General features: G+C 46.3%; 21 protein-coding genes. 19 read left to right on the top strand and 2 right to left on the bottom strand.

The annotated features are described in order from the left end of the window. The first annotated feature begins 168 nt into the window (after nucleotides 1-168). From QF041_RS08250 to QF041_RS08200, 11 genes are all read left to right on the top strand, one after another. Complete coding sequence (locus tag QF041_RS08250; RefSeq protein ID WP_307413464.1) at nucleotides 169-1,989, top strand: cache domain-containing sensor histidine kinase; 1,821 nt, start codon at nucleotides 169-171, stop codon at nucleotides 1,987-1,989. A 23-nt stretch (nucleotides 1,990-2,012) separates the two neighbouring features. Next, the gene (locus tag QF041_RS08245) at nucleotides 2,013-2,864 is read left to right on the top strand and encodes a response regulator transcription factor (protein WP_221825073.1); all 852 of its coding nucleotides are present in this window, start codon (nucleotides 2,013-2,015) and stop codon (nucleotides 2,862-2,864) included. A gap of 168 nt (nucleotides 2,865-3,032) precedes the next feature. Continuing rightward, complete coding sequence (locus QF041_RS08240) at nucleotides 3,033-4,349, top strand: ABC transporter substrate-binding protein (RefSeq protein WP_307413462.1); 1,317 nt, start codon at nucleotides 3,033-3,035, stop codon at nucleotides 4,347-4,349. Between the two features lie 215 nt (nucleotides 4,350-4,564). Further along, nucleotides 4,565-5,446, top strand: a complete 882-nt coding sequence (locus QF041_RS08235) for a carbohydrate ABC transporter permease (protein WP_074094700.1) — start codon at nucleotides 4,565-4,567, stop codon at nucleotides 5,444-5,446. Between the two features lie 17 nt (nucleotides 5,447-5,463). Next, complete coding sequence (locus tag QF041_RS08230; protein ID WP_307413460.1) at nucleotides 5,464-6,360, top strand: carbohydrate ABC transporter permease; 897 nt, start codon at nucleotides 5,464-5,466, stop codon at nucleotides 6,358-6,360. 189 nt (nucleotides 6,361-6,549) lie between these two features. Continuing rightward, nucleotides 6,550-7,098 carry a glutathione peroxidase gene (locus tag QF041_RS08225; RefSeq protein WP_307413458.1) on the top strand — a complete coding sequence of 183 codons (549 nt, stop codon included), beginning with the start codon at nucleotides 6,550-6,552 and terminating at the stop codon, nucleotides 7,096-7,098. An 80-nt stretch (nucleotides 7,099-7,178) separates the two neighbouring features. Then, the gene (locus tag QF041_RS08220) at nucleotides 7,179-8,027 is read left to right on the top strand and encodes an AraC family transcriptional regulator (RefSeq protein ID WP_307416925.1); all 849 of its coding nucleotides are present in this window, start codon (nucleotides 7,179-7,181) and stop codon (nucleotides 8,025-8,027) included. 136 nt (nucleotides 8,028-8,163) lie between these two features. Then, entirely contained in the window at nucleotides 8,164-8,418 is a 255-nt protein-coding gene (locus tag QF041_RS08215) for a hypothetical protein (RefSeq protein WP_036609033.1), read from the top strand. A 149-nt stretch (nucleotides 8,419-8,567) separates the two neighbouring features. Then, complete coding sequence (locus QF041_RS08210) at nucleotides 8,568-9,167, top strand: nitroreductase family protein (RefSeq protein WP_074094703.1); 600 nt, start codon at nucleotides 8,568-8,570, stop codon at nucleotides 9,165-9,167. A 94-nt stretch (nucleotides 9,168-9,261) separates the two neighbouring features. After that, entirely contained in the window at nucleotides 9,262-10,893 is a 1,632-nt protein-coding gene (locus QF041_RS08205) for an S-layer homology domain-containing protein (protein WP_307413456.1), read from the top strand. A 181-nt stretch (nucleotides 10,894-11,074) separates the two neighbouring features. Further along, nucleotides 11,075-11,992 carry an NAD(P)/FAD-dependent oxidoreductase gene (locus QF041_RS08200; protein ID WP_307413454.1) on the top strand — a complete coding sequence of 306 codons (918 nt, stop codon included), beginning with the start codon at nucleotides 11,075-11,077 and terminating at the stop codon, nucleotides 11,990-11,992. 115 nt (nucleotides 11,993-12,107) lie between these two features. Here the strand turns inward: QF041_RS08200 and QF041_RS08195 are convergent, their stop codons facing one another. Next, a complete protein-coding gene (locus QF041_RS08195; protein WP_307413452.1) occupies nucleotides 12,108-12,323 on the bottom strand; it encodes a hypothetical protein in 216 nt (71 codons plus the stop codon). Nucleotides 12,324-12,569: 246 nt separating this feature from the next. On the opposite strand from QF041_RS08195, the gene QF041_RS08190 reads away from it, so the two are divergent. From QF041_RS08190 to QF041_RS08170, 5 genes are all read left to right on the top strand, one after another. Then, nucleotides 12,570-12,923 carry a DUF3243 domain-containing protein gene (locus QF041_RS08190; protein WP_036609024.1) on the top strand — a complete coding sequence of 118 codons (354 nt, stop codon included), beginning with the start codon at nucleotides 12,570-12,572 and terminating at the stop codon, nucleotides 12,921-12,923. A gap of 655 nt (nucleotides 12,924-13,578) precedes the next feature. Then, a complete protein-coding gene (locus tag QF041_RS08185) occupies nucleotides 13,579-14,145 on the top strand; it encodes a hypothetical protein (protein ID WP_091031535.1) in 567 nt (188 codons plus the stop codon). Between the two features lie 157 nt (nucleotides 14,146-14,302). Beyond that, nucleotides 14,303-15,160 carry a heme o synthase gene (cyoE, locus tag QF041_RS08180; RefSeq protein ID WP_307413450.1) on the top strand — a complete coding sequence of 286 codons (858 nt, stop codon included), beginning with the start codon at nucleotides 14,303-14,305 and terminating at the stop codon, nucleotides 15,158-15,160. A 196-nt stretch (nucleotides 15,161-15,356) separates the two neighbouring features. Next, on the top strand, nucleotides 15,357-15,839 hold the full coding sequence (locus QF041_RS08175; RefSeq protein WP_307413447.1) for a tetratricopeptide repeat protein: 483 nt from the start codon (nucleotides 15,357-15,359) through the stop codon (nucleotides 15,837-15,839). A gap of 30 nt (nucleotides 15,840-15,869) precedes the next feature. After that, a complete protein-coding gene (locus QF041_RS08170) occupies nucleotides 15,870-16,067 on the top strand; it encodes a hypothetical protein (RefSeq protein ID WP_307413445.1) in 198 nt (65 codons plus the stop codon). Nucleotides 16,068-16,109: 42 nt separating this feature from the next. On the opposite strand, the gene QF041_RS08165 is transcribed toward QF041_RS08170, so the two are convergent. Further along, nucleotides 16,110-16,985, bottom strand: coding sequence for a LysR family transcriptional regulator (locus tag QF041_RS08165; RefSeq protein ID WP_307413443.1), 876 nt, complete (start codon nucleotides 16,983-16,985; stop codon nucleotides 16,110-16,112). A gap of 165 nt (nucleotides 16,986-17,150) precedes the next feature. Here QF041_RS08165 and QF041_RS08160 point away from each other — a divergent pair, with 165 nt between their 5' ends. The 3 genes from QF041_RS08160 (at nucleotide 17,151) to QF041_RS08150 (ending at nucleotide 22,115) form a co-directional block, all read left to right on the top strand. Further along, nucleotides 17,151-18,098, top strand: coding sequence for a DMT family transporter (locus QF041_RS08160; RefSeq protein WP_307413441.1), 948 nt, complete (start codon nucleotides 17,151-17,153; stop codon nucleotides 18,096-18,098). Nucleotides 18,099-18,287: 189 nt separating this feature from the next. Continuing rightward, the gene (locus QF041_RS08155; RefSeq protein ID WP_307413439.1) at nucleotides 18,288-19,319 is read left to right on the top strand and encodes a LacI family DNA-binding transcriptional regulator; all 1,032 of its coding nucleotides are present in this window, start codon (nucleotides 18,288-18,290) and stop codon (nucleotides 19,317-19,319) included. A 246-nt stretch (nucleotides 19,320-19,565) separates the two neighbouring features. Continuing rightward, entirely contained in the window at nucleotides 19,566-22,115 is a 2,550-nt protein-coding gene (locus tag QF041_RS08150) for a beta-mannosidase (protein WP_307413437.1), read from the top strand. Nucleotides 22,116-22,158 lie beyond the last annotated feature (43 nt).

Here is a 22,158-nt window from a genome sequence, read left to right as displayed (position 1 = left end):
TCGTCCATCCATACATTCATTTCTTACACCAATAGAACATATCTGTGCATTTCTCTTGAGTGCAGGCAACGGATATCACAAATCCATGCAAATCATCCGCCCCCGGCTGTGAATGGCAGGTAGGTGCTATAATGGGGTCATTAATTGTAGGGGAGCGAGCACTAAGGAATGAAGAAGCCAAATTGGAAAAGTTGGTTGCCACAGCGGCTCAGATACCGCCTGTTCGGTGCATTTGTGGTGTTGATTCTTTTACCGTTCAGTGCATTGAATGTCTACAATTATCAGCAAATTGAATCGCTGGTCGAGCAGAAAATCAGTGAGCAGAGTCATGAGCAGCTAGTCCAGATGTATCGCTCTCTGGAGGACCAGATGAGCATTGCCTTCAAAACGCTCATTTTTCTGGAACAGGATTCCGCGGTTAGAAGTGTGCTAACCTCCCCGGACAGTCGTACGCCGCTTGAGAACAAGTCGCTGGTAGAAGAAAAGTTCAAGATGATCAACAACAGTTTCTTCCTATATAATCCTTCGGTGTACTTTACCTTGCTGGATTTTCATGATAGCGTTTACACTTCGTATTTGCCCAAAAAAGCACTGACTTATGGCCCCTATCTGGAACAATTCCGCGAACGTTTGGGGGGAATAACCATTCCAAAAGGCGGTACGGATTCACACTCGCTTCAATCGGAAGAACTTTTCTATCGCTGGGATGCACGGGATTCCAACCCTGTGCTCAGAGAGTTATCCTCCAGCCCATATCTGTTGTCGCTGTATGCTTACATGAAAGATAGCGGCGGCAAGCGATACGGGCTGGCACGAATTAGCATTGATTATTCCTACTGGTTCCAGACCATGCTGAAGGATTCCCAGAGTAACCAGGAGTATTACCTTATTACAGGTAGTGGAGAGACCATAGCCAGTTCATCCAAAACAGCGGTGCTTTCCCCGGAGGTTACGCGTGAAATAGCTCTTCATCCGGCACAGGCTTATCTGACTGATCCAGCCTCGGATACACTGATTAACTACGTGTACATCGAATCACTGGACTGGTATATGGTGAATCGTATTCCACTTTCCATCCTGTTTACAGAGATATCCGAGCTTAAACAGCGTTACTTTCTGACCTTTTTTGGTTTCACAGGAGCATTTGTAGTGATGGCTTTTATGATCTCGGCAACGTTTACGCGCCCCTTGTCGCACTTACAGAATAAGATGAAGGAGGTTGTCCGCAAAAACCTCAAGATTCGTATTCCCGAAGGCCGCAGCCGTGGGGAAGTACTGGAACTAACACGCACGTTTAATACGATGCTGGATGATGCCAATCAGATGATCAACAGACTCAAGGCGGAGGAACGTCAAAAGGAAGCGGTACATTTTCATATGCTTCTGGCCCAGATGAATCCGCACTTTCTCCTGAATACATTGAATACAATGAAATGGAGCGCGATACGCAGCGGGAATGAGGAGATCTCCGAGATGTGTGTTTCCTTGGGCAAATTACTGGAGGTCAGCCTGAATTCACAGGTCGAATTGGTATACCTGAAGGACGAGATTGAGTTGGTTCAAGCCTACCTTCATATTCAGCGGATTCGTTACCGCGATAGCTTTGAGGTGACTTGTGAATTTGACGATAAATTGGAGTATGCGCTGGTGCCCAAGCTGAGCTTGCAGCCACTGGTGGAGAATGCCATTCATCACGGTGTCGGGCCACTGGAACAGCTTGGTCAGATCCGCATCGGAATTTACAGGCAAGACACAGGAAAGCTGATGCTGGAGGTGGCAGACAACGGAATTGGAATGGAGGAATCCCGGCGTCAGCAGATGACTCGCACACGTCCGGGGATCGGCCTGTCTAACCTTAAGGAACGATTGCGGTTATTGTTCAAAGGCCAAAGTGAACTTGAAGTGATTGATACTAATCCGGGGACATTAGTGAGGTTCAGCATTCCTTTTTTATTGTCGACGCCTTACTTACAGAAGCGGTCAGACTAGACGACTGGAGAGGGGAATCTGGAATGTGGAAGGTATTACTTGTGGAGGATGAGGTATTTGTACGTGAGTCGGTACGAGAGATTATTTCCTGGGAAGAGCTGGGTTTCACGGTCATCGGAGAATCCGGTAACGGGACCGAAGCACTGGCGATGATTATACAGGATACACCGGATTTGGTACTGACCGATATTGTCATGCCAGGTATGGATGGTCTGGAATTACTCAAACAGACCCGTCAGGCCGGGTTAAAAACCAAATTTGTCATGCTCACCTGTATGGGGGAGTTCGAATATGTACGCCGTGCAATGGAATACGGGGCTTCCAATTATATTTTGAAACTGTCCATGAGTGTGAATTCACTGCGTGATACACTCCGTAAAGTAAGTGCAGAACTGGGAGCTTCAACTGAAGCCCGGACAGAGACAGATCATCATGAAGTGCCACCTTCCACACCGGTTCTCCCATCAACGCCTGATTTGCCTAATTCTCTTACGGTCTCTTCTGCGCCCCCGTCTGATACGGATCTTCCATTTACACCTGTTCGTGAGCCAATTGTGAAACATCCGGAGATTAGCAAAATAATTCAATACATCGGACAGCATTACGACCAAGACATTACCGTCAAATCCATGTCACGATATGTGATGATGGGCGAGAATTATGTGAGTGCTCTGTTCAAAAAGAAAACCGGCCATACCCTGATTCATTACTTGCATGGGGTACGGATGGAGAAAGCGGCAGAATACTTGCGCGAGACGGACCTTCCTGTACAGGAGATTGGTTACCGGGTAGGGTTCGGAAGTGATAATTATTTCATCAAAATATTCAAGCGTTGGACCGGTTGCACGCCCAGCCAGTATCGCCATCGTTCGTGACTCACAGGATGAGTAGAAGGAATATGTGTACCGAGTGCTCAGGCAAGCACAAGTAAATCCGTATTTTTGTTCAATCCGAATCATGGATATGTATCTTATGAACCCAGCAAGGTCCCTGCTACGATGTAACGGAAGGTACACTTCAATTCAGGGAGGTCATGTGACCAGATGAGAATCAAAAAAGGATTAACGGGATTAATCGTAGGTGCGCTGATGCTGGGCTTGCTTGCCGGCTGTGTAGGTAAAAATGAGACGAACGGTGGGGATAACGGAGGTGGAGCGGCAGGGGGAAAAGTGAAGCTCACCATGTGGGGCGCGGTGCCGCCCGAGAATGGTCCACAGGAAGTCGTGGATACCTGGAATGCGGAACATCCTGATATTCAGGTGGAATATGTGCGGTTTGTGAATGACGATGATGGCAACCTGAAGCTGGATACGGCGCTGTCCACCGGGCAGAACGTCGACCTGTACGTCAACTATACCCTCACCAATCTGGATAAACGCATCAAGGGCGGGACAGCACTGGATCTGGGCGAGTTCACCGATTACAACATTGATGAGAAAATGGGTGAAGATGCGGCTTCCTGGAAAGTGGACGGCAAATATTACGGGATGCCAACCAAGAAAAACGCTGCCTTCTTCGCTTTAAATATGAAAGCGCTTGATCAGGCCGGATTGAGTGTACCAAAAGCCTGGACATGGGATGAAGCTCGTGAATATGCACTCAAACTGAAGGCGGCTGGCTTCAAGTACGGATTGGTGCAGCATACTGCTTCCTATGTAGACCCGCTCGATTCTGTTCTGGTGAAGAACGGCTATGTTAAGGCAGACGGTTCTTCCAACCTTGATGATCCACTCGTCACTAAATGGCTGGAGACGTTGAACGGAATGATGAAGGAGGATGCAACTACGCCTCCGCTCGGAGAGCAGCTGACTTCCAAAATGCCGGTGGAAAACATGTTCCTTGGCGGTGAGTCTGCCATGATTAATATCGGCGAATGGCTAATCCGCACATCAAACAACATGACCGAGTTCCCTCGGGATTGGAAAATCGCCTTTGCCCCTGTACCAAGACTAGCTGCACAGGAAGCAGATATGGTGAAGAGCGGGGGACTGGGTGACTTTATAGCGATCAATTCCAAGTCAAAAAATAAAGAAGCCGCATGGGAGTTCCTGAAATGGTACGCCGATGGGGGAATGATGCCGATGGCTGCGGGTGGGCGTCTACCTTCCTCGAATGCGGTCGATCAGCAGACTGCGATCGATCATCTGCTGGGCGATTATGCCGATTCTTATGACAAGGAGTCACTGGAATTTGTGTTGTACGGTGACGAGACACCTACGTTTGTCCGCAGCATTGCGCAGGAAGTGGTCGATCTGCGTGCACAGGAGTATGAAAAGTTCTTCCTTGGTAACCAGACTGCCGAAGTTACGGTTCAGAACATGGTCAAACGCCATAATGATTGGCTGAAGCAGAATCAATAGAATGTAATGTAAATGCATCGAGAACAAAGGCCGTCCCCAATGGGGCGGTTTTTTCTATTATAAGCAATAGAACAATTCCATGTTGTTTCCCTCCCGAAAGGCACTGCCGAAATACATATATCTGTGATATCAGGTACAGGGTTATGTTCCTTAAATGTTAGAGGACATCTTGTTATGCTTAATTCCAGAACAGATGTTAAGGAGTGGGGGAGCATATGCATAAATCCTGGATGAAACGGCAGAGCAGGCTCGGGTATCTGTTTATTGGGCCCAATATGATTGGCGTGCTGTTGTTTTTTATTATACCGGCTGTTTATTCGTTCTATCTCATGTTCACTGATTACAAATTCATGAGCCCGGAGACGAATTTCGTCGGGCTGGATAACATTCGCCGGATGTTGAATGATGATCTGTTTGGGGTGGCGCTGCGAAATACATTTGTATTTCTGTTAGCGGTTCCGGTATCGATGGGGTTGGCATTTATCGTGGCGGTGGCGCTGAACAAGTCGGTGTATTGGCAAAAAACGCTGCGTGCTCTCTATTTCATGCCCTATATCACCAGCGGTGTTGCCATCGCTTTTGTCTGGATGCTGCTGTTCCAGCCAACGTCGGGGCCGATTAACGGTTTCTTGCGCGGGATTGGTATAACGAACCCACCGGGCTGGTTATCAACAACTGAATGGTCCATGTATGCGATTGATATCATCTGGATCTGGTTCATGCTGGGTTACAACATGATTATTTATCTGGCCGCCTTGCAGGAAATCCCGGAGGAATTGGTTGAGGCTGCACGGATTGATGGAGCCCGTCCTTGGCAGACGATACGCCAAGTGATCTGGCCGCTTGTGAGCCCGACTACCTTTTTGCTGCTGATTACCGGGCTGATTATGACCATCAAGAACTTTGGTATCATTCAAGCGATTACCCAGGGTGGGCCGGGGAACAGTACAACCGTCCTGTCGCTGTTTATCTACCAGAATGCCTTCCGCTACTACGAGATGGGATACGCTGCTGCCATTAGCTGGGCGCTCTTTGCCATCATTATGGTCTTCACCGTTCTGCAGTGGCTTGGTCAGAAACGTTGGGTTCACTACTAAGGAGGGGAGGGATCGTTATGGAAAAACGAAATGCCACGAGCGCAAAGCCCACAGCTCCGCATTCACCTAAAGTTAAAGTCCGCATGGAGTCCTTAACGCAGATTCGAAAAATCATACTGACACTTCTGATGTCCGGTTTTGCCTTGCTGATGATTATGCCGTTCATCTGGATGATCAGCACATCGTTCAAATCTCCTGCGGACGTATTCACCTATCCCATCCAGTGGATACCCTCCAGCCTGAACTGGGAGCATCATATCAAGGTCTGGAGCGGAGCGGATACTTTTGCGACATATTATCTGAACTCGTTGAAAATATCACTAATTAGCACGGTCGGAGCTGTATTTCTCTCAGCTTTTGCAGCCTATGGCTTCGCACGGATTCAATTCAAAGGTCGGGAGACGCTGTTCCTGATCTATCTCTCGATGATGATGGTGCCTCCGCAGGTGCTCTTTGTACCGAAGTTTCTGATGTTTGAGTGGGTCGGCATATATAACACACATTGGGCATTGATCCTGCCTGGAATGTTCACGATCTTTGGGGTGTTTATGCTGCGGCAATTCTTCCTGTCCGTGCCTTCAGAGATCTCGGAAGCGGCGTTCATCGATGGTGCCGGTCACCTGCGCATATTCTTCAGGCTGATTCTGCCCTTGGCAAAGCCTGCACTGGCTACCCTGGCGATCATCGATTTCTCCTGGCACTGGAATGACTATGAGAATGCGCTCGTGTTCCTGATCGACAAAGACTTGTACACCGTTCCGCTCGGACTGCAGAACTTTATTCTGGAGAACAATGTAGATTACAACGGCATGATGGCCGCTGCCACGGCAGGCATTATTCCGATGATCATCGTTTTCCTCGTGGGTCAGCATTATATCATTCAGGGCGTGGCCGGAAGTGCCGTGAAGGGCTGAAGCTGCTGTCACTGTGATCCCATATAATAACCCTTTTGCTGAACGAAGAGATTTTCGCGGCAGAAGGGTTTTCTGTTGAAAGGGAGAGTAACTTATCTTCTCCGATACAATAGTTCAAACTTCGTATATAATTAACAATGACATATGATGCTGTATGACTACATAACTAACGCGAGGTGCACTAGACTTATGCCAACCATCTACGACTTTACCGTAACCAGAACCAGTGGAGAGCGTTTCCCACTCTATCAATATGAAGGAAAACCTGTGCTCATCGTAAACACGGCAAGTAAATGTAAATATACGCACCAGTTTGATGACATGCAGAAGCTGTATGACCAGTACAAGGATCAAGGACTTCAGATTATTGGTTTCCCGTGTAACCAGTTTGCAGAGCAAGAGCCTGGAAGCAGTTCGGAAGCGGAGTCCTTTTGCCAGATTAACTATGGTGTGAAATTTCCGATGTTCTCCAAACTGGATGTGAATGGAGAAGCGGCGCACCCGCTCTACGACTTTTTGAAAAGATCAGGGCCTTTTGCTGGCTTTGATGAAACAGATATACAGGCCAAATTATTGAAATTAATGGTGGCTGAGAAGGCACCGGAATGGTTACACGGCGATGCAATCAAATGGAATTTCACGAAATTCCTGATTGATGCAGAGGGTCGTGTGGTCAGACGCTTCGAACCTATCGACTCCATCGACGAGATTCAAGAAAGTATTAAACAGATTCTATAATTTCACTTTCATATATCCTACAGGGACATGACACAAATCGTTTCCCTCTTCCGAACAGGAGGTGCATGAATGTGCCGAGCATGATGCAATTTAGTGCTTCACTGGAGTATAGTTACCGATCCACCAGCATATTTAACCCAGGCAAGTCAGATGGATTCCACTCACATCCACATTATGAGATTTATTATTTTCATGATGGAGAATGTACCTACATCATAGGAGACCGGGTATATAACCTGGAGCCGGGTGATCTGGTGTTAATGCATGGCTTGACTCTTCATCGACCACATCCGAAGCCAGGCAGTGCTTATGAGCGAAGCACACTGCATTTTGATCCGTCTGCCATTCGCAGCAGCCTGCATCCGGACCGTATGGCTGAGGTCCTGAGACCATTTGAAGAACTCAGAAACTGTCGGGTCAATCTGAAGGGAGATCACCGCTCTGAATTCGAAGCTCTATTGCATGATCTTCATCGTCTGTCTCAAAGTCAGAGCAATTTCAGGCAAGAGCGAATGAATGTCAGACTGTGTGATCTGTTGTATTTTGTAGCAGAGATCTGCCAGGGTGATGTCCAGGAACAACTTCCCTCATCGGAGAGGGAGCGGCATGTCCAACACATTATTCGTTATGTGGATACCCATTATATGAAGGACATTGGTCTGGATGATCTGGCACTGGAATTACATCTGTCCAAGCCATATCTGGCAGGCATGTTTAAGGAAATGACAGGTTTGACGATATTTAAATACCTGTATGACCGCCGTATAAATCAGGCGAAGCTTTTGTTTCAGTTTCAGCCTGAGATCACCGTGACAGAAGCAAGTCGATTGTCCGGTTTCAAACGCCTTTCGCATTTTAGTCGGATGTTCAAACAAAGTGTGGGATGTTCGCCCGATCTGTACCGTACCCAATTGCATCGCCAATCATAGAAGTCGTCTTTGAGCTGACCAGCTTGTCTGGTTGGCTTTTTTTGTTGATTTTCGTTTGAGGAATGCATCCCACTGTGTTTAGAGGACACGCAGAACAGGTAAAGAAAGGTAATGAACCCAGAGGAGGCGAATATGAATGAAACAGCGCACACCGGATCAGAATAACAACGATACCCAACAGGAACAATCCCGTGACAATCCTGAACAATATAAGACAGAGCACGAAAGTCTGCTTGACCGACATGAAGAAGAACAGACCGTAGATCCAATTCCGATGGAAGATCTGAATATGGAAGCTCAGGAAGAGAAGAATAAAGATCAGACAAAAAGTAACTCGTCTACGGAAGAGAAATACCGGGCGGATTATCGTAAAAAGACGGGCGAAGGATAATTTCAATTGCTGTATTGGGCAAACTTGTTGAAATGTTTTCAGTGAATGTATATTTAGTGAAAATAAATTAGTTTGTTGACTAATGTAGGTTACTATATTATAGTTACTGTGTTGGCAATTGAAAAAAAAATTTTGGGAGGCGAATAAGAATGACAACTTTTTTTGATGCGTTGAAAAACAGAAGATCTTATTATGGAATCAGCAAGGAATCTACAATCTCGGATGCTAAAATCCAGGAAATCGTAGAAGAAGCGGTGAAATATACACCAACTTCCTTTAACTCACAAACATCCCGTGCCGTTGTATTGCTCGGTGAACAACATGATAAATTGTGGAATCACACAGAAGAAATTTTGCGTGAAGTGGTAGGTAATGAAGAAGCCTTCAAATCCACAGCAGAAAAAATGACTGGATTCCGCAGCGGATATGGTACGGTTCTCTTCTTCGAAGATAACAATGCGATCGCACAGCTTCAACAAAATTTTGCAGCTTATGCAGATAACTTCCCAATCTGGGCTAACCAATCCAACGGTATGTTGCAACTGGTAATCTGGACTGCTCTGGAACAAGAAGGTCTGGGTGCATCTTTGCAGCACTACAACCCGTTGATTGACGAGAAAGTGAAGCAAGAATGGAGCATTCCTGAGAACTGGAGATTGATCGCTCAAATGCCATTTGGTAAACCAACGGCAGCACCGGGTGAGAAAGAATTCCAACCAATTGAAGAGCGCGTAAAAGTACACAAGTAAGCTTCGAATTTCCCAACATTTAACCACATACGGCCTCGCTTCAATTTGATACGATGATAGTTGATCGTAATCCAATGAAGCGAGGCTTTTTAATGTGAATAATAGATTAAAAGACATAACGAACCAACGGATATGGAAAATGGTTTTATGCGGGTTATTAACACTTGGATCGGTGGCTGCATATAGCTCTACCGTTCAGGCCGCAACCGTGCAGCAACAATTCCAGGATACGCGCACCAGTTATGCCAAGGATGCCATTACACATCTGGTGGCCAAAGGTATTGCTGCCGGTACGTCAGAGACTACGTTTGAACCGAAGAAAGCCGTTACTCGTGCAGAATTTGCGACGTTTGCGGTGAGATTGCTAGGTTTGAAGCCTGTTAAAAATAATATAAATCCCTATCAGGATATAAGCATGAATGCTTGGTATTACGGCAACGTTGCCGCCATGACGAATCTTTTTATTTTGGAAGGAAAGGGTCAGGGAACGTTCCAGCCTAATGCTTCCATTACGCGCGAAGAAGCGGCTGCCCTTCTTGTGCGAATGTTAAAACAACAACCCGTAGAGACCTCGCTCTTATCTTCAACGTATTTCGACGCAGCGGATATCTCGGACTGGGCACGTCCTTATGTTCAGACGGTATATCAACTTGGACTAATGCGGGGAAGCGGAGGCGTGTTCCGACCACATGACCAGGTAACGCGAGAAGAAGCAGCCGTAATGCTCGATGCCATTTTACAAAAGAAAACATGGTCTGAGCAGTTACAACGTGGGGATGAACTTGGCGTTCAATTGGGCTGGCAATATAACTCCACTACAACTGAATTCAAGAAACAAGTGGAACAATCTGAGGTCAATACACTTGTCCCACGCTGGTTTTTCCTGAACAGCAGTATGAAAGTAACAGATCACGCGGACCCGGCATTGATCTCCTGGGCATCCGCCACCGGCAGGCAGCTATGGCCATTGCTAGGTAATCGTTCGGATTCGGCACTTACGCATCAGATGTTATCCAGTTCGGCCAACCGAGCGACAGTGATCTCACAGGTAGCCGCTTATGTCAAAACCTATAAACTGGACGGCATTAATGTGGACTTCGAGAATGTTGATCCTGCGGATCGTGAAGATCTGACGGCATTTGTCACCTCCTTGACGGCTACGTTGCACGCACTTGGTGCTGTGGTGTCCGTGGACGTTTCGCCAGACCTGGGTACTGATTGGACGGATGCATTTGATTATGCCAAACTGGGCGCTGTATCGGATTATATGGTGCTGATGGGATACGAGGAACACTGGAACGGTGATCCGAAAGCAGGATCAGTGGCGTCTCTTCCATGGGTGAAAAAGGCTTTGGATACCATGCTCTCCGAGGTGGTACGTGCCAAAACAATTTTGGCCCTTCCGTTGTATACACGAGACTGGTCGTCAGTGAATCCAGCAACCAGCTCTTGGGACATTACACTGGCAGACCAGGGAACGCGTGCGCATGCCACGGGATCTGTAAGACGATGGGATGCAAGTCTGGTTCAATATATTATCGGGTACAACAGTAACGGTAAGCCAAGATATATTTGGGCAGAGGATAGTCGTTCGTTATCGGCCAAAGTGTTGATGAGTGAGCAACGGCAGATTGCTGGACTGGCTTACTGGTATATGGGCGGCGAAACAGCCGATGTATGGAACGCCATCTCGAATGCATCGCGATTTGAATCGTATAACTTCTAAATATTCATGAATCTGATAGACCCAATCTCACCGTGATTCCGGCGGATGGTTTGGGTCTGTTTATTTTGGTATAAGATAAGCAATATGAGGAATCGTTTAAGCTTGGCTGAACGGTTTAATGTATAGAAGGACAAACTGTTTAATTAAATTAGATAAATGGAAGTTCAGGAGGAGAAGGAGCATGCGAGAGGTTGATTGCATAATTGTAGGTGGAGGGCTCGCAGGGCTTCAGGCAGCCATTCAGCTTGGACGTTATTCAGCTCATCAGGTGTTGGTAATCGACGCGGGAGAAGGCAGATCGACGTTGTGCCGGACTTATCATAATATCCTCGGTTTCCCCGATGGGGTATCCGGTGAAGAGCTTAGAGAACGAGGCAGGATGCAGGCAGAGCGGACCGGTGTATCTTTTGAGAAAGACCGTATTGTTAAAGCAGGACGTCATGGAGAGAAGATCCAATTGTTCGGTACTTCAGGAACTGAATATAGGAGCAAAACCGTGTTATTGGCAACGGGGCTCACGGATAGAGTTCCGGACATTCCGGGACTAACCCCTACGCTGGGCCGAACCGTGTATGTCTGCCCTGATTGCGATGGTTATGAGATTCAGGATCAACGTACGGTACTATTGGGATCTGGCGAACCAGGTGCCAATATGGCGATGATTTTAATTCAGCGTACGAATGATCTGTTATATATCAATCATGAGCAGGCTCCCATATCTGCAGAGCTGCATCGGAGCATGAAAGAGGCGGGAGTTCGTTATCTGGAAGCGGCTGTTCAGGAAGTACAACAGATTGAGGATGGCCATATCACCGGTGTTCTGACCGAAGATGGACAGATTTTTGAGTCGGAGCGTGGATTTATCGCATTTGGAGGCAACCGGGTACACTATGAACTGGCGGAGCAGCTTGGAGCTGTAATCGCAGATAATAAACATGTAGAAGCTAATCACCGCAGCTTGCAGGCAGCGACTAATGTGTGGATTGCCGGGGATCTGGGCCTGCACGCAGAACAAGCAACCGTTGCGATGGGTGAAGGTTCCATTGCCGCGATCTGGATTCATAAGGCGTTACAGCAGATGACAAAGGATTCACGTTGAATTTCGCCTTCAAATATGAGGTTGATTATTTAATTGTTCATTACCAAAAAGTCCTCCCAAGCCATGCATGTGGCAGGAGGACTCTTTGAGTTATCTTTTGCTAGGGAGAAAAGGATTACGCTTGTTTGTCTGATGGATCCTTTGATTTGGAAGAAGACGTCTTGTCCTTCGAGTCATGTGAGAAATCTTTGCGAATGTTGTCCACGATATCACCAACCACGCCTTCGATCATATCGGTTGGTCCGGGATTGTTTTTGTCTGGATGGATAACGGTATTCACTCCTGGTTCAAGTTCATCGTTATTCTTCTCATGTTTGGTTTTATCACGCATGGGGAATCCCTCCTAGTTCGATATTGTAAAAGGTGTTCATTAACATATCCAAACACCGTTACGTATATGTAAACGATTAACCGCTGTAGTTCTTTTGAAACGTGTACTTGCTCATATATAGAAGATATATACAGAATTGAACGTACTGATTAAAGTTCTGCAATACGTTTATATTATAGATAACCAATGAGTATCAAGTTTAAAGTTTAAAACCAATAAACAACTATTATGCAGGAGGTTATGAAAATGAATGAAGAAAATCATGTAATCCATAAAGATGGCCAAGTTTCAACTGACAAGGTGGACAATGCAATCGAGAAGATTGCGCCGGAAGAAAGAGAACAGATTCTACAGAACTTTGATGCGTTCAAAGAATACCTGGGTAAGCGAATTGCCATGGGAGAATCGATTGGACTAAGTGAGGAGCAGATGGCCAAAATTGCCGAGAAAGTAGCGGATTATCTGGCAGCTCGGGAGGAGCCCCGTAATCGTGAAGAAAAACTGCTTCAGGAGCTGTGGAATGTCGGCAAGGAAGATGAACGTCACATGCTGGCTCATATGCTCGTTCGTTTGGCACAAAGCTCCACACCCAATCATTAAGATTAGTAACTATGCGTAAGCATAAGAAATATTTTGAGCAGGTCTTCAAACCTGCAAAAAACCTGCCAAAAGCTGGAGCGTAACTCTGAACGTGTCTGGAGCAGGACAGATAGAGGGAGCGCTAACGAACCTGTGACGTCTTATTCAAAAGGTTAGAAAGCCCAGCAGCAATCTAAGGAATCTGACACACGTTATATTGGTATAAACAGCCGTTAATATCGTGTTTTCAGGGGATTCTGGCAAATAACGTGTCTCCTGTTCCTTACAAAATAAAAGGAGCGCCAGAAGGCCAAATAAGACGTCCTCGGTTCCTTAGTTGTCTGGACCATTCGTCAGGACTAGGCAGCTTGGACTTCAAGATGTTTTGGACACAGACATCCTTCAACGTATCACTTGCCTGAGTTTAAAAGACACACCCTAGTAAATAACCTCTGAATGGCGATGCCTTCAGGGGTTATTGCCGTTTACGGAGACTACAGAAGGAGTAATGACGCACATTGTAACTATTTTTAATCTGGCTGATACTTTTATAATCTCCCTAACAAGTATGATAGGAATAGAAAGAACGTTGGAATCGATAGTTCACATGAGCGTTTGAGAAGCAAGACTTCCGGTTAAGGAATAGTAACGTTCATATTAAGGAGAGATGTTACCTATGAAGAACGCGACAAAACAATGGAAACTACGAATGATCGGTGCAGTTGTTGCTTTACTTGGTATGATTGTGCTGACTACATATTTACTTACCCCTGCGAATGCTCAAGGTAGTACGGACGCTCAACAACCTTCTGCGAAAGAAGCTCAAGTTGCAAACTCCGAGATGTTTACAGCCTATGTTGAAGGTATGCATATAGAAGACGGCAAATTGTTTATGACAGTGGACAAGATTGGCTGGTATCAGGGTGAAGAAGCCGATGCAATTTTTGCACAGCGCAATCCGGAAGCAGGTATAGACGGTGCTCCAGATGGTTACTATATTGTCAACGATAGCAAAGAGCAGGAACAAGTTGAGGTTAGTGCCAATGCTGAAGTGTTGATGCAGTTGTATGATCGGGATGGTACGATGCAGGGCGCAGACATTCAGTGGAATGAACCCGTGACATTATCCAAGTTCGAATCGTTGTATGAGAATACCCGTATTCTTGATCTGTCCGTATTCCCGTATCATCTGACGGTGCAGGACGGAAAAGTGACTAAAATTGTGCAACAATACATCCCATAAAATAAGCTGAAATTCATGATTTAAGCATTCCTCCTGTTCATTGGAACGGTGAGGGATGCTTTTTGGTTATGACAAATTCATGAAAGCGATTGTAATTAATGGTAGCTACATGTATCATTATTGGAATGGCGTTTTTACATAGTTCAGGAGGAGCCTCATGCTTAAAGACATGATTGCATTAACTAAACCCGGACTTCTAAGGTTAAATGTGTTTGCGGTGGCGGTAGGATTCTGGGTAGCTTCAAAATGGGATATCAACTGGTTATCTCTGCTCATGGTCGTGATTGGATCAACTTTGGTTATTGCTTCAGCTTGTGTAATCAATAATTATTGGGATCGTGAATTGGATCAAAAGATGGAGCGCACCAAAAAAAGGATGGATTACATTAACCATCTGAAGCCAGGTTTTGTACTTGGCTATGGCATTATCCTTGGTGTTGTGGGACTAGCAGTACTGTATCTCCTGGTGAATCCGTTATCAGGTTGGATGGCACTGCTTGGATGGTTCGCTTACATCGTGATTTACACGATGTGGTTGAAACGCAGTTCAACGTGGAGCACGTCGCTCGGTGGAATTGCAGGAGCGATGCCGCCTGTCATCGGTTATACGGCTGTAACGAATGAAATTGATGCAGGTGCCTGGTTGCTGTTTGCACTATTATTCTTATGGCAACCACCACACTTCTGGTCATTGGGTATTCGCCGGGTGGAGGAGTATCGCGCTGCCGGTTTCCCGTTGTTGCCAGTAGTTAAAGGGGTGAAACGCACCAAGTTTCAGATGATTCCTTATGTTTTTCTACTGCTTCCTGCTGTATTTCTGTTGTATTATTACAACTACGTAGGTCTGGTATTTCTGATTGTATCTCTGGTCGGTGGACTGATCTGGTTCGTGCATACACTTAGCGGACTGAAGACACAGGATGATGAGAAGTGGGCAAAAGTGAACTTTCTGATCTCGGTGAACTATCTCATGCTCGTATTTATTGTCATGGTAGCGAATACGACATGGTCTTAATTAGGTGATGAACAGATCATTTTTCAGAGAGATTTCAGCTTAAACTAGCTGGCTGCATCGAATGAAAAAGCACACTATGGAATAGCGTTTGGACAACCTTGAGTTGTTACAACATATTCTCTGGGGTGCTTTTTTGGTATAATAAACAATTGAATCATATATGTGGAAATTATAATGCAAGATGGGAAGTGACAGCATGAGTAATTTGGAACAGGCCGTAAGATGGAGACAAGAAGGCAAGGTGCAGGAAGCGATTGAACTACTGCAAGAGATTACAGTCCAGGAACCCGAGAATGCAAATGTCTGGTATCAGCTCGCTTGGGCACATGATTCGCTTGGGTTAGAGCGAGAAGCTGTTCCGCATTATGAGAAGGCACTGAGTCTTGGACTTTCTGATGAGGACAGAGCAGGTGCAATACTTGGACTGGGCAGTACATATCGAACGCTTGGACAGTATGAGCAGGCAAAGGCTTGGTTTGAAAAAGGGATGAAAGAATTCCCGGCGTACCGGGAATTTGAAGTTTTCTATGCCATGGTGCTCTATAATCTGGGTGAACATGCAGAAGCAATGCAAAGACTGCTCGTGCAACTTGCGGACACATCAAGTGATAAGAGAATAAACGACTATAAAAGAGCCATCCGTTACTATGCAGATCAACTGGATCGGGTGTGGGAATAGGTCGAATACACAGAAAAGGGAGATGTATGAATGAACTCCAATCAAGATCTGAAACAGGTAAATGAAAGGTTGGATCAAATTGAGAAAAAGCTGGATAACCTGGGAGATAGCCAGCAGGGCAAACGCTCACCTGGCGTGCGCTTCCTGATTGGTTTTGGCATCACGATTGCGATTATATCTGTACTGCTGCTGACTCTTGGTGTTATCCAATTTGTGAGTATCGGATAGGAGAAATCGATCTTAACGACAGAGGTAGTGAGTTCTCCAAATTTACATAGCGGGGCCAAGCCACTGTTGTACCTCTTCTATAAACCGCCGCGTAGCTGGCGATAGATTGCCCAAAGACGGACAGGCCATGCCAATCGTACGATAAGGATCTCCAGAGAGTGGTACGAGCGCGAGTGAATCGGTATGATTTTGAAGAACCATTTCCGGAAGCAGGCTGATGCCGAGGCCATTACGGACCATCGCCATAATGGCTTGATCTTCTGCGACTTCATAGACGACATTGAGCTTGGCCGCATGCTGCCGGATCAGTCGTTCTATCTCGTTATCTCCGCCCCACTTGGGCAGAATAAAGGGTTGCTCCAGCAGAATATCAAACGAAACAGACTCCTCTGAGGCGAGAGGATGATCTAGAGGCAGGATACACATCATCCTGTCTTTTTGTAATGGGATCGTCTCAAAAGGTGATGAATCGCCGAGGGACAGGAATCCGAGATCGATGGCACCTCCAGCCAGCCAGCCCTCAATCTCAGCATAATCGCCTTCCCACAGCTTGATCTCAATTCCGGGATGACGCAGACGAAATTGTTTCAGGATGCCGGGCAACCATTGTGTGGAGACACTCGCGAAGGTACCAATACGCACCGTACCAATCTCCGCGCCACGAATGAGGGAGATTTCCTGGTTCATCAGTTCCGTCCAGCGCAGAATCTCACGGGTGTATCCCAGAATGCGTTCGCCTTCAGCGGTAACACGCACACCGGAGCGGCCACGATGGAGCAGGGAAAAACCACATTCTGTCTCCAGACTTGCGATGGCATGGCTGACCGCGGACTGGGTGATGTTCAACGCTTCTGCCGCTTTGGTGAGACTGCCATATTCCACAACGGTATTCAATATTTCGTATTTGATCAGTGACATGAAAGATTCCGTTCCTTCCCATTTTTGATGCATGAATTTGTTTCATATAACCCATTATAAATATTCATTTTTATAATGCAAAGAGATCGTTTATACTTGCCAAGGCGAGTTAGTTTGACGCACGATCACACAGATCAGAATACATAGAATGAAGGTTGAAGCAAGATGAATGGTGTACAGGTTAATCAAGGTCAGACAACAAGAAGAGCGGACATACAGATGCTGCTCGCAACGGTTATATGGGGATCTTCCTATCTGTTTATGAAATCGGGTCTGGAGTCCATGCAAGAATTGAATCTGGTCGCATTTCGTTTTGGAATTGCCTTTATTGCGGCAGGGCTTCTTTTTCATCGGCGGTTGTTTAAGATGGATCGCAGAACACTTGTGGCAGGCGCTATTATGGGGACAGCTTTATTTGCTGCATTTGTATTCATCACCTATGGTGTGCAACGAACAACGACATCCCAAGCGGGTTTCCTAATAAGTTTGGCCGTTATTTTTGTACCGATCCTGACGACGATCCAGCATCGTCGTATGCCGGACAAACGATTGACGCTCAGTATCCTGGTTGCCGTTACCGGGCTTGGCTTGTTGACGCTTCAACATGAGCTTAGTCTGCACACGGGAGATATTCTCTGCATACTAGCAGCACTTGTGTATGCCATCTATATAATGATTGCTGGCAAGTTCACACCGAAGCATGATCCACTAACTTTGGGGACAGTTCAATTAGGTGTTGCAGCGATGTGGGGAATTGCAGCTACATTTATGCTGGAAACGCCACGTATGCCCGATACGGCTGAATCCTGGGCAGCCATTCTTGGGTTAGGTGTTTTGTGTAGCGGCTTGGGGTATATTCTGCAGACACTCGCGCAGCGTCATGCCTCTCCCACAAGAACAAGTCTGATTTTTTCACTCGAACCACTGTTTGCAGCAGCCTTTGCATTTACCTTTCAAGGGGAATCGCTAACGTTGCAAGGGTATGCGGGAGCAACTTTGATGTTGGTCGGTGTTCTGATCACAGAGATCAAACTTCCACAGCCTATCTTCTGGCGCAGAAAACGCCCGGTTTTACAGTCGGAACTTGGCGATCAGGGAGCACCAGGCATATAATTGGGGGATAAAAGGTCCTTTCGTCATCTTCTATGGAAGGTGGGGAGAGGGCCTTTTTTGGTTATGTCGTACACCTTGTGAAACAGATAAACATCTACCTAACAAAAACAAAATAACATAACCTTGTTTTGTTGATTTTTGTTTTTTATGCTACACTGAATGGAAAATTAGGAAAAACGGGTGAGTAGGATGGCCAAAAGAGTAACGATGCAGCAAATTGCGGATGCTGCGGGGGTGTCCAAATTCGCAGTTTCCCGTGCGCTGACGGGCAAGCCTGGTGTGAGTGAGCATACACGCGAGATGATTGTCAGAACGGCGGGGCAGCTTGGGTATTTCAGAACTGAGCCTAAGCGTTATCCGGGGGAGACACAGATATCAACGGAGATGAAGCCAGAAGCGGAGCGACAAGGCACCATATTGATTTTGTTTCCCAACATTCGTTCTCAGAATCGAGCTTCCTTATACTGGGGGCCTGTATTTGATGGCATTTCTGAGAGGTTGAATGAGAAGGGGATGGATATTTTAACGCTGACAGAACCCTCTTCAGATCGGATGTTCTCGGTCCTTAATCCCGAAGCAATCAGCGGAGTCATTACCGTGGGCACCATCTCGACATCGGTATTGCTTGAGATTTACAGACTGCGTATTCCGCTTGTCATGGTGGATCATGAAGACCCTGCCATATACGCAGACTCGGTTTTTACGGACAATATGAAATGTATGAAAGAACTGGTTCTCATGCTCGTTGGAAAAGGGTATAGAAGATTCCAGTTTGCCGGGCAACTGCCCGATGCGGCAAGTTTCAGAGAACGCTGGCTTGGATATCGTACGGTCCTGGAAGAGAAGCAGTTGGAGGGGGAACAGCAAGAAGGCTTGCTGGGACCAGAGTATGATCAGATCCGGAGATCCGTTGCGGAAATGGAGCTGGAGGATATCCCTGAAGTTATCGTGTGTGCAAATGACCATACAGCTGTCATTGTCATTCAGGCACTCCAAAGTCGAGGCATTCAGGTGCCTGAACGCTGTGCCGTAACCGGATTTGACAATACGCAGACGGAAGAACCCATTCTTGCTTCGGTACATATTAACAAAGAAAATCTGGGAACGAGAGCAGTAGATCAGCTATTGTGGCGGATCAAACACCTGGATGAACCATATGAACGCAAGCTGATCTATTCAGAATTAATTATTCGTGATGAATATAACGCCAGTATACTGTAATGGGATATGAATTTACGGGCTCATTTTAACAATGTCATACGGGTAAATGAAATCAGGTGAAAGACATGGAGAGGTTAGAGCTTCATGTCTTTTTGTTATGCAGAGATTGTTTAACAAATTAAATTACAAAACAGATTGACTATAAGAAGCATATCGTGTTAATTTTGTTTTGTAAGTTATTTGTTTTTATAATAACAAAACCTAACAAAATAATGTTTACCAACTCTAACAACAATGGAGGCTGTCATGAGCACAATACAATCACATGTTTTTCAGAATTGGACGTTCAAGGCTTGCGAAGATCAAGAGTGGATGCCGGCTCAGGTGCCCGGCTGTGTGCATACAGATTTACTGAAGCTGGGTAAGATTCCAGATCCTTTTTATGGAACAAACGAGAAGGAAGTACAATGGATTGATAAGATAGATTGGGAATATCAGACGGAATTTGACGTTGCTGAAGCGTTGTTCTCCCAGGAACATCTGGAACTGGTGTTTGATGGTCTGGATACATATGCGGATGTGCATGTGAATGAGGTGCATGTGTTATCAGCAGATAATATGTTCCGAGTATGGAAGGCAGATGTAAAGTCTGTATTGAAGGGGAACGGCAACATTCTCCGAATACGTTTTCGGTCTCCCATTCAGGAAGACCTGCCTAAGCTGGAGAAGCTCGGATATGCATTACCTGCATCGAATGATCAGTCCGCTGTTGGTGGACTTGGCGACAAGAGAGTAAGTATTTTTGCACGTAAAGCCCCGTATCACTATGGTTGGGACTGGGGTCCGCGTTTTGTAACCAGTGGGATCTGGCGTGAAGCACGTCTTGAAGGTTGGACACAGGTACGAATCAATGATGTGTATATCCAGCAAAATGAAGTAAGCGCTACCTCAGCTTCATTAACTGCTGTTGTGGAAGTCGAGACATCACAAGCCGTAGATACGATTATTCGTATCGGCGCAGATGGACAGAGATGGGAAAGATCCGTATCGCTACAACCTGGAACTCAGACTGTGGAGATTCCAATCTCCATTGATGAACCGAAACTGTGGTGGAGCCGTGGGCTTGGTGATCCGCATATGTACACTTTCCTTACCGAAGTGCTTCAAGGTGAGCGAGCTGTGGCTGAATCTACAGTGAAGACTGGGCTTCGTTCCATTCGCTTGGTACGTGACAAAGATGAAGCAGGAGCATCCTTTTACTTTGAACTAAATGGTGTTGCGGTCTTTGCCAAAGGGGCCAATCACATTCCGAATGATAGCTTCATCACTGAAATTACTCATGAACGTTATCGTCATGAGATCGTATCCGCAGCCGAGTCCAATATGAATATGCTGCGCGTGTGGGGTGGCGGAATCTATGAGCAGGATGTGTTCTACGAACTGTGTGATGAATACGGAATCCTGGTATGGCAAGACTTCATGTTTGCATGCAGCATGTATCCAGGAGATGAAGCGTTCCTGAACAGTGTAAGACATGAAGCCATTGATAATGTGAAACGTCTGCGCAACCATCCAAGTATTGCACTCTGGTGTGGGAACAACGAGATTGATTCGGCTTGGGCTCACTATGTTGAGAATGGTGGCTGGGGTTGGAAAAAGGAATTTACTGCCGAGCAGCGTGAAAGCATCTGGGCCGATTACGAAGCCATCTTCCATGATCTGCTGCCAGAAGTGGTTGAAGCGTATGCTCCAGGTGTTGATTACTGGCCTTCCTCACCACTGGTATCCCTGACAGGGGATGAGACGCAGCATGCGCACCCATCCACAGCTGAGGGGGATATCCACTACTGGGGCGTGTGGCACAATGTAGAACCATTCGAGAACTACAACGTGCATGTGGGTCGTTTCATGAGTGAATACGGATTCCAGTCTTTCCCGGAGTACAAGTCAGTACGCACTTACGCGGAAGAAGAGGATCTGGCTCTGGAGTCGGAAGTCATGCTGGCTCATCAAAAGAATGGCGCAGGCAATCGTCTGATCAAACAGTACATGGATATGTACATGCATGAATCGAAGGACTTCCCATCGTTCCTGTATATGAGCCAGGTGCTTCAAGCGGAAGCGATGAAGACAGCCATTGAAGCGCACCGTCGCCGCAAACCATTCTGCATGGGCACACTTTACTGGCAAATGAATGACTGCTGGCCGGTGGCTTCTTGGGCAGGTATGGACTACCTTGGTCGTTGGAAAGCATTGCAATATTATGCGAAACGCAGCTTCAGCGATGTGTTGGTATCGGTAGATGGAACAAAAGAAGATACAACAGATATATATATCATCTCGGATCAATTACAACCTGTAAAAGGGCAGTTACAGATTCGTTTGCTCGGGTTCGATGGAACGGTGCATCGTGATGAAACACATGATGTGACCTTGGCACCTAATACAGGTGATCGAGTGCTGTCATTACGTAACGCGGAATGGGTTGAAGGTCATGATACAGCTAACAAGCTGCTGCGCCTGGATCTGAAACAGGAAGGTGCGGCGAATATCGTACAGGAACACTATTTTGTACCGTCCAAAGACCTTGCTCTGCAGCCTGCAAACATCAATGTAAGCGGAGGAGCGGACGAGAACGGCGTTCATCTGGTACTGGAAAGTGATGTGCTTGCTAAACAGGTATGGCTATCTTCGGATGTGGAGGGTGTCTTCTCAGATAACTTCTTCGACTTGATTCCTGGCATTCCGGTGAAGGTGCAGTTCACTTCCAGAGAGGGATTGCAGTCTAATGATGTGATATCAAATCCGGGACCGATCGAGGTTCGATCCATGATTGATTTTATTCGTTTGACCTAGAAGACACGGTTGGAGTCTCTCGTAAGAGAGATTTCAACCGTTT

The organism is Paenibacillus sp. W2I17 (genome assembly GCF_030815985.1).
GTDB lineage: Bacteria > Bacillota > Bacilli > Paenibacillales > Paenibacillaceae > Paenibacillus.
This window is presented reverse-complemented; position numbering and strand designations above follow the sequence as displayed.

Bases quoted from the DNA above. Each gene is read 5' to 3' on its own strand.
- QF041_RS08250 (WP_307413464.1), top strand. From the start codon at position 169: ATGAAGAAGCCAAATTGGAAAAGTTGGTTGCCACAGCGGCTCAGATAC.
- QF041_RS08245 (WP_221825073.1), top strand. From the start codon at position 2,013: ATGTGGAAGGTATTACTTGTGGAGGATGAGGTATTTGTACGTGAGTCG.
- QF041_RS08240 (WP_307413462.1), top strand. From the start codon at position 3,033: ATGAGAATCAAAAAAGGATTAACGGGATTAATCGTAGGTGCGCTGATG.
- QF041_RS08235 (WP_074094700.1), top strand. From the start codon at position 4,565: ATGCATAAATCCTGGATGAAACGGCAGAGCAGGCTCGGGTATCTGTTT.
- QF041_RS08230 (WP_307413460.1), top strand. From the start codon at position 5,464: ATGGAAAAACGAAATGCCACGAGCGCAAAGCCCACAGCTCCGCATTCA.
- QF041_RS08225 (WP_307413458.1), top strand. From the start codon at position 6,550: ATGCCAACCATCTACGACTTTACCGTAACCAGAACCAGTGGAGAGCGT.
- QF041_RS08220 (WP_307416925.1), top strand. From the start codon at position 7,179: ATGATGCAATTTAGTGCTTCACTGGAGTATAGTTACCGATCCACCAGC.
- QF041_RS08215 (WP_036609033.1), top strand. From the start codon at position 8,164: ATGAAACAGCGCACACCGGATCAGAATAACAACGATACCCAACAGGAA.
- QF041_RS08210 (WP_074094703.1), top strand. From the start codon at position 8,568: ATGACAACTTTTTTTGATGCGTTGAAAAACAGAAGATCTTATTATGGA.
- QF041_RS08200 (WP_307413454.1), top strand. From the start codon at position 11,075: ATGCGAGAGGTTGATTGCATAATTGTAGGTGGAGGGCTCGCAGGGCTT.
- QF041_RS08195 (WP_307413452.1), bottom strand. From the start codon at position 12,323: ATGCGTGATAAAACCAAACATGAGAAGAATAACGATGAACTTGAACCA.
- QF041_RS08190 (WP_036609024.1), top strand. From the start codon at position 12,570: ATGAATGAAGAAAATCATGTAATCCATAAAGATGGCCAAGTTTCAACT.
- QF041_RS08185 (WP_091031535.1), top strand. From the start codon at position 13,579: ATGAAGAACGCGACAAAACAATGGAAACTACGAATGATCGGTGCAGTT.
- cyoE (WP_307413450.1), top strand. From the start codon at position 14,303: ATGCTTAAAGACATGATTGCATTAACTAAACCCGGACTTCTAAGGTTA.
- QF041_RS08175 (WP_307413447.1), top strand. From the start codon at position 15,357: ATGAGTAATTTGGAACAGGCCGTAAGATGGAGACAAGAAGGCAAGGTG.
- QF041_RS08170 (WP_307413445.1), top strand. From the start codon at position 15,870: ATGAACTCCAATCAAGATCTGAAACAGGTAAATGAAAGGTTGGATCAA.
- QF041_RS08165 (WP_307413443.1), bottom strand. From the start codon at position 16,985: ATGTCACTGATCAAATACGAAATATTGAATACCGTTGTGGAATATGGC.
- QF041_RS08160 (WP_307413441.1), top strand. From the start codon at position 17,151: ATGAATGGTGTACAGGTTAATCAAGGTCAGACAACAAGAAGAGCGGAC.
- QF041_RS08155 (WP_307413439.1), top strand. From the start codon at position 18,288: ATGGCCAAAAGAGTAACGATGCAGCAAATTGCGGATGCTGCGGGGGTG.
- QF041_RS08150 (WP_307413437.1), top strand. From the start codon at position 19,566: ATGAGCACAATACAATCACATGTTTTTCAGAATTGGACGTTCAAGGCT.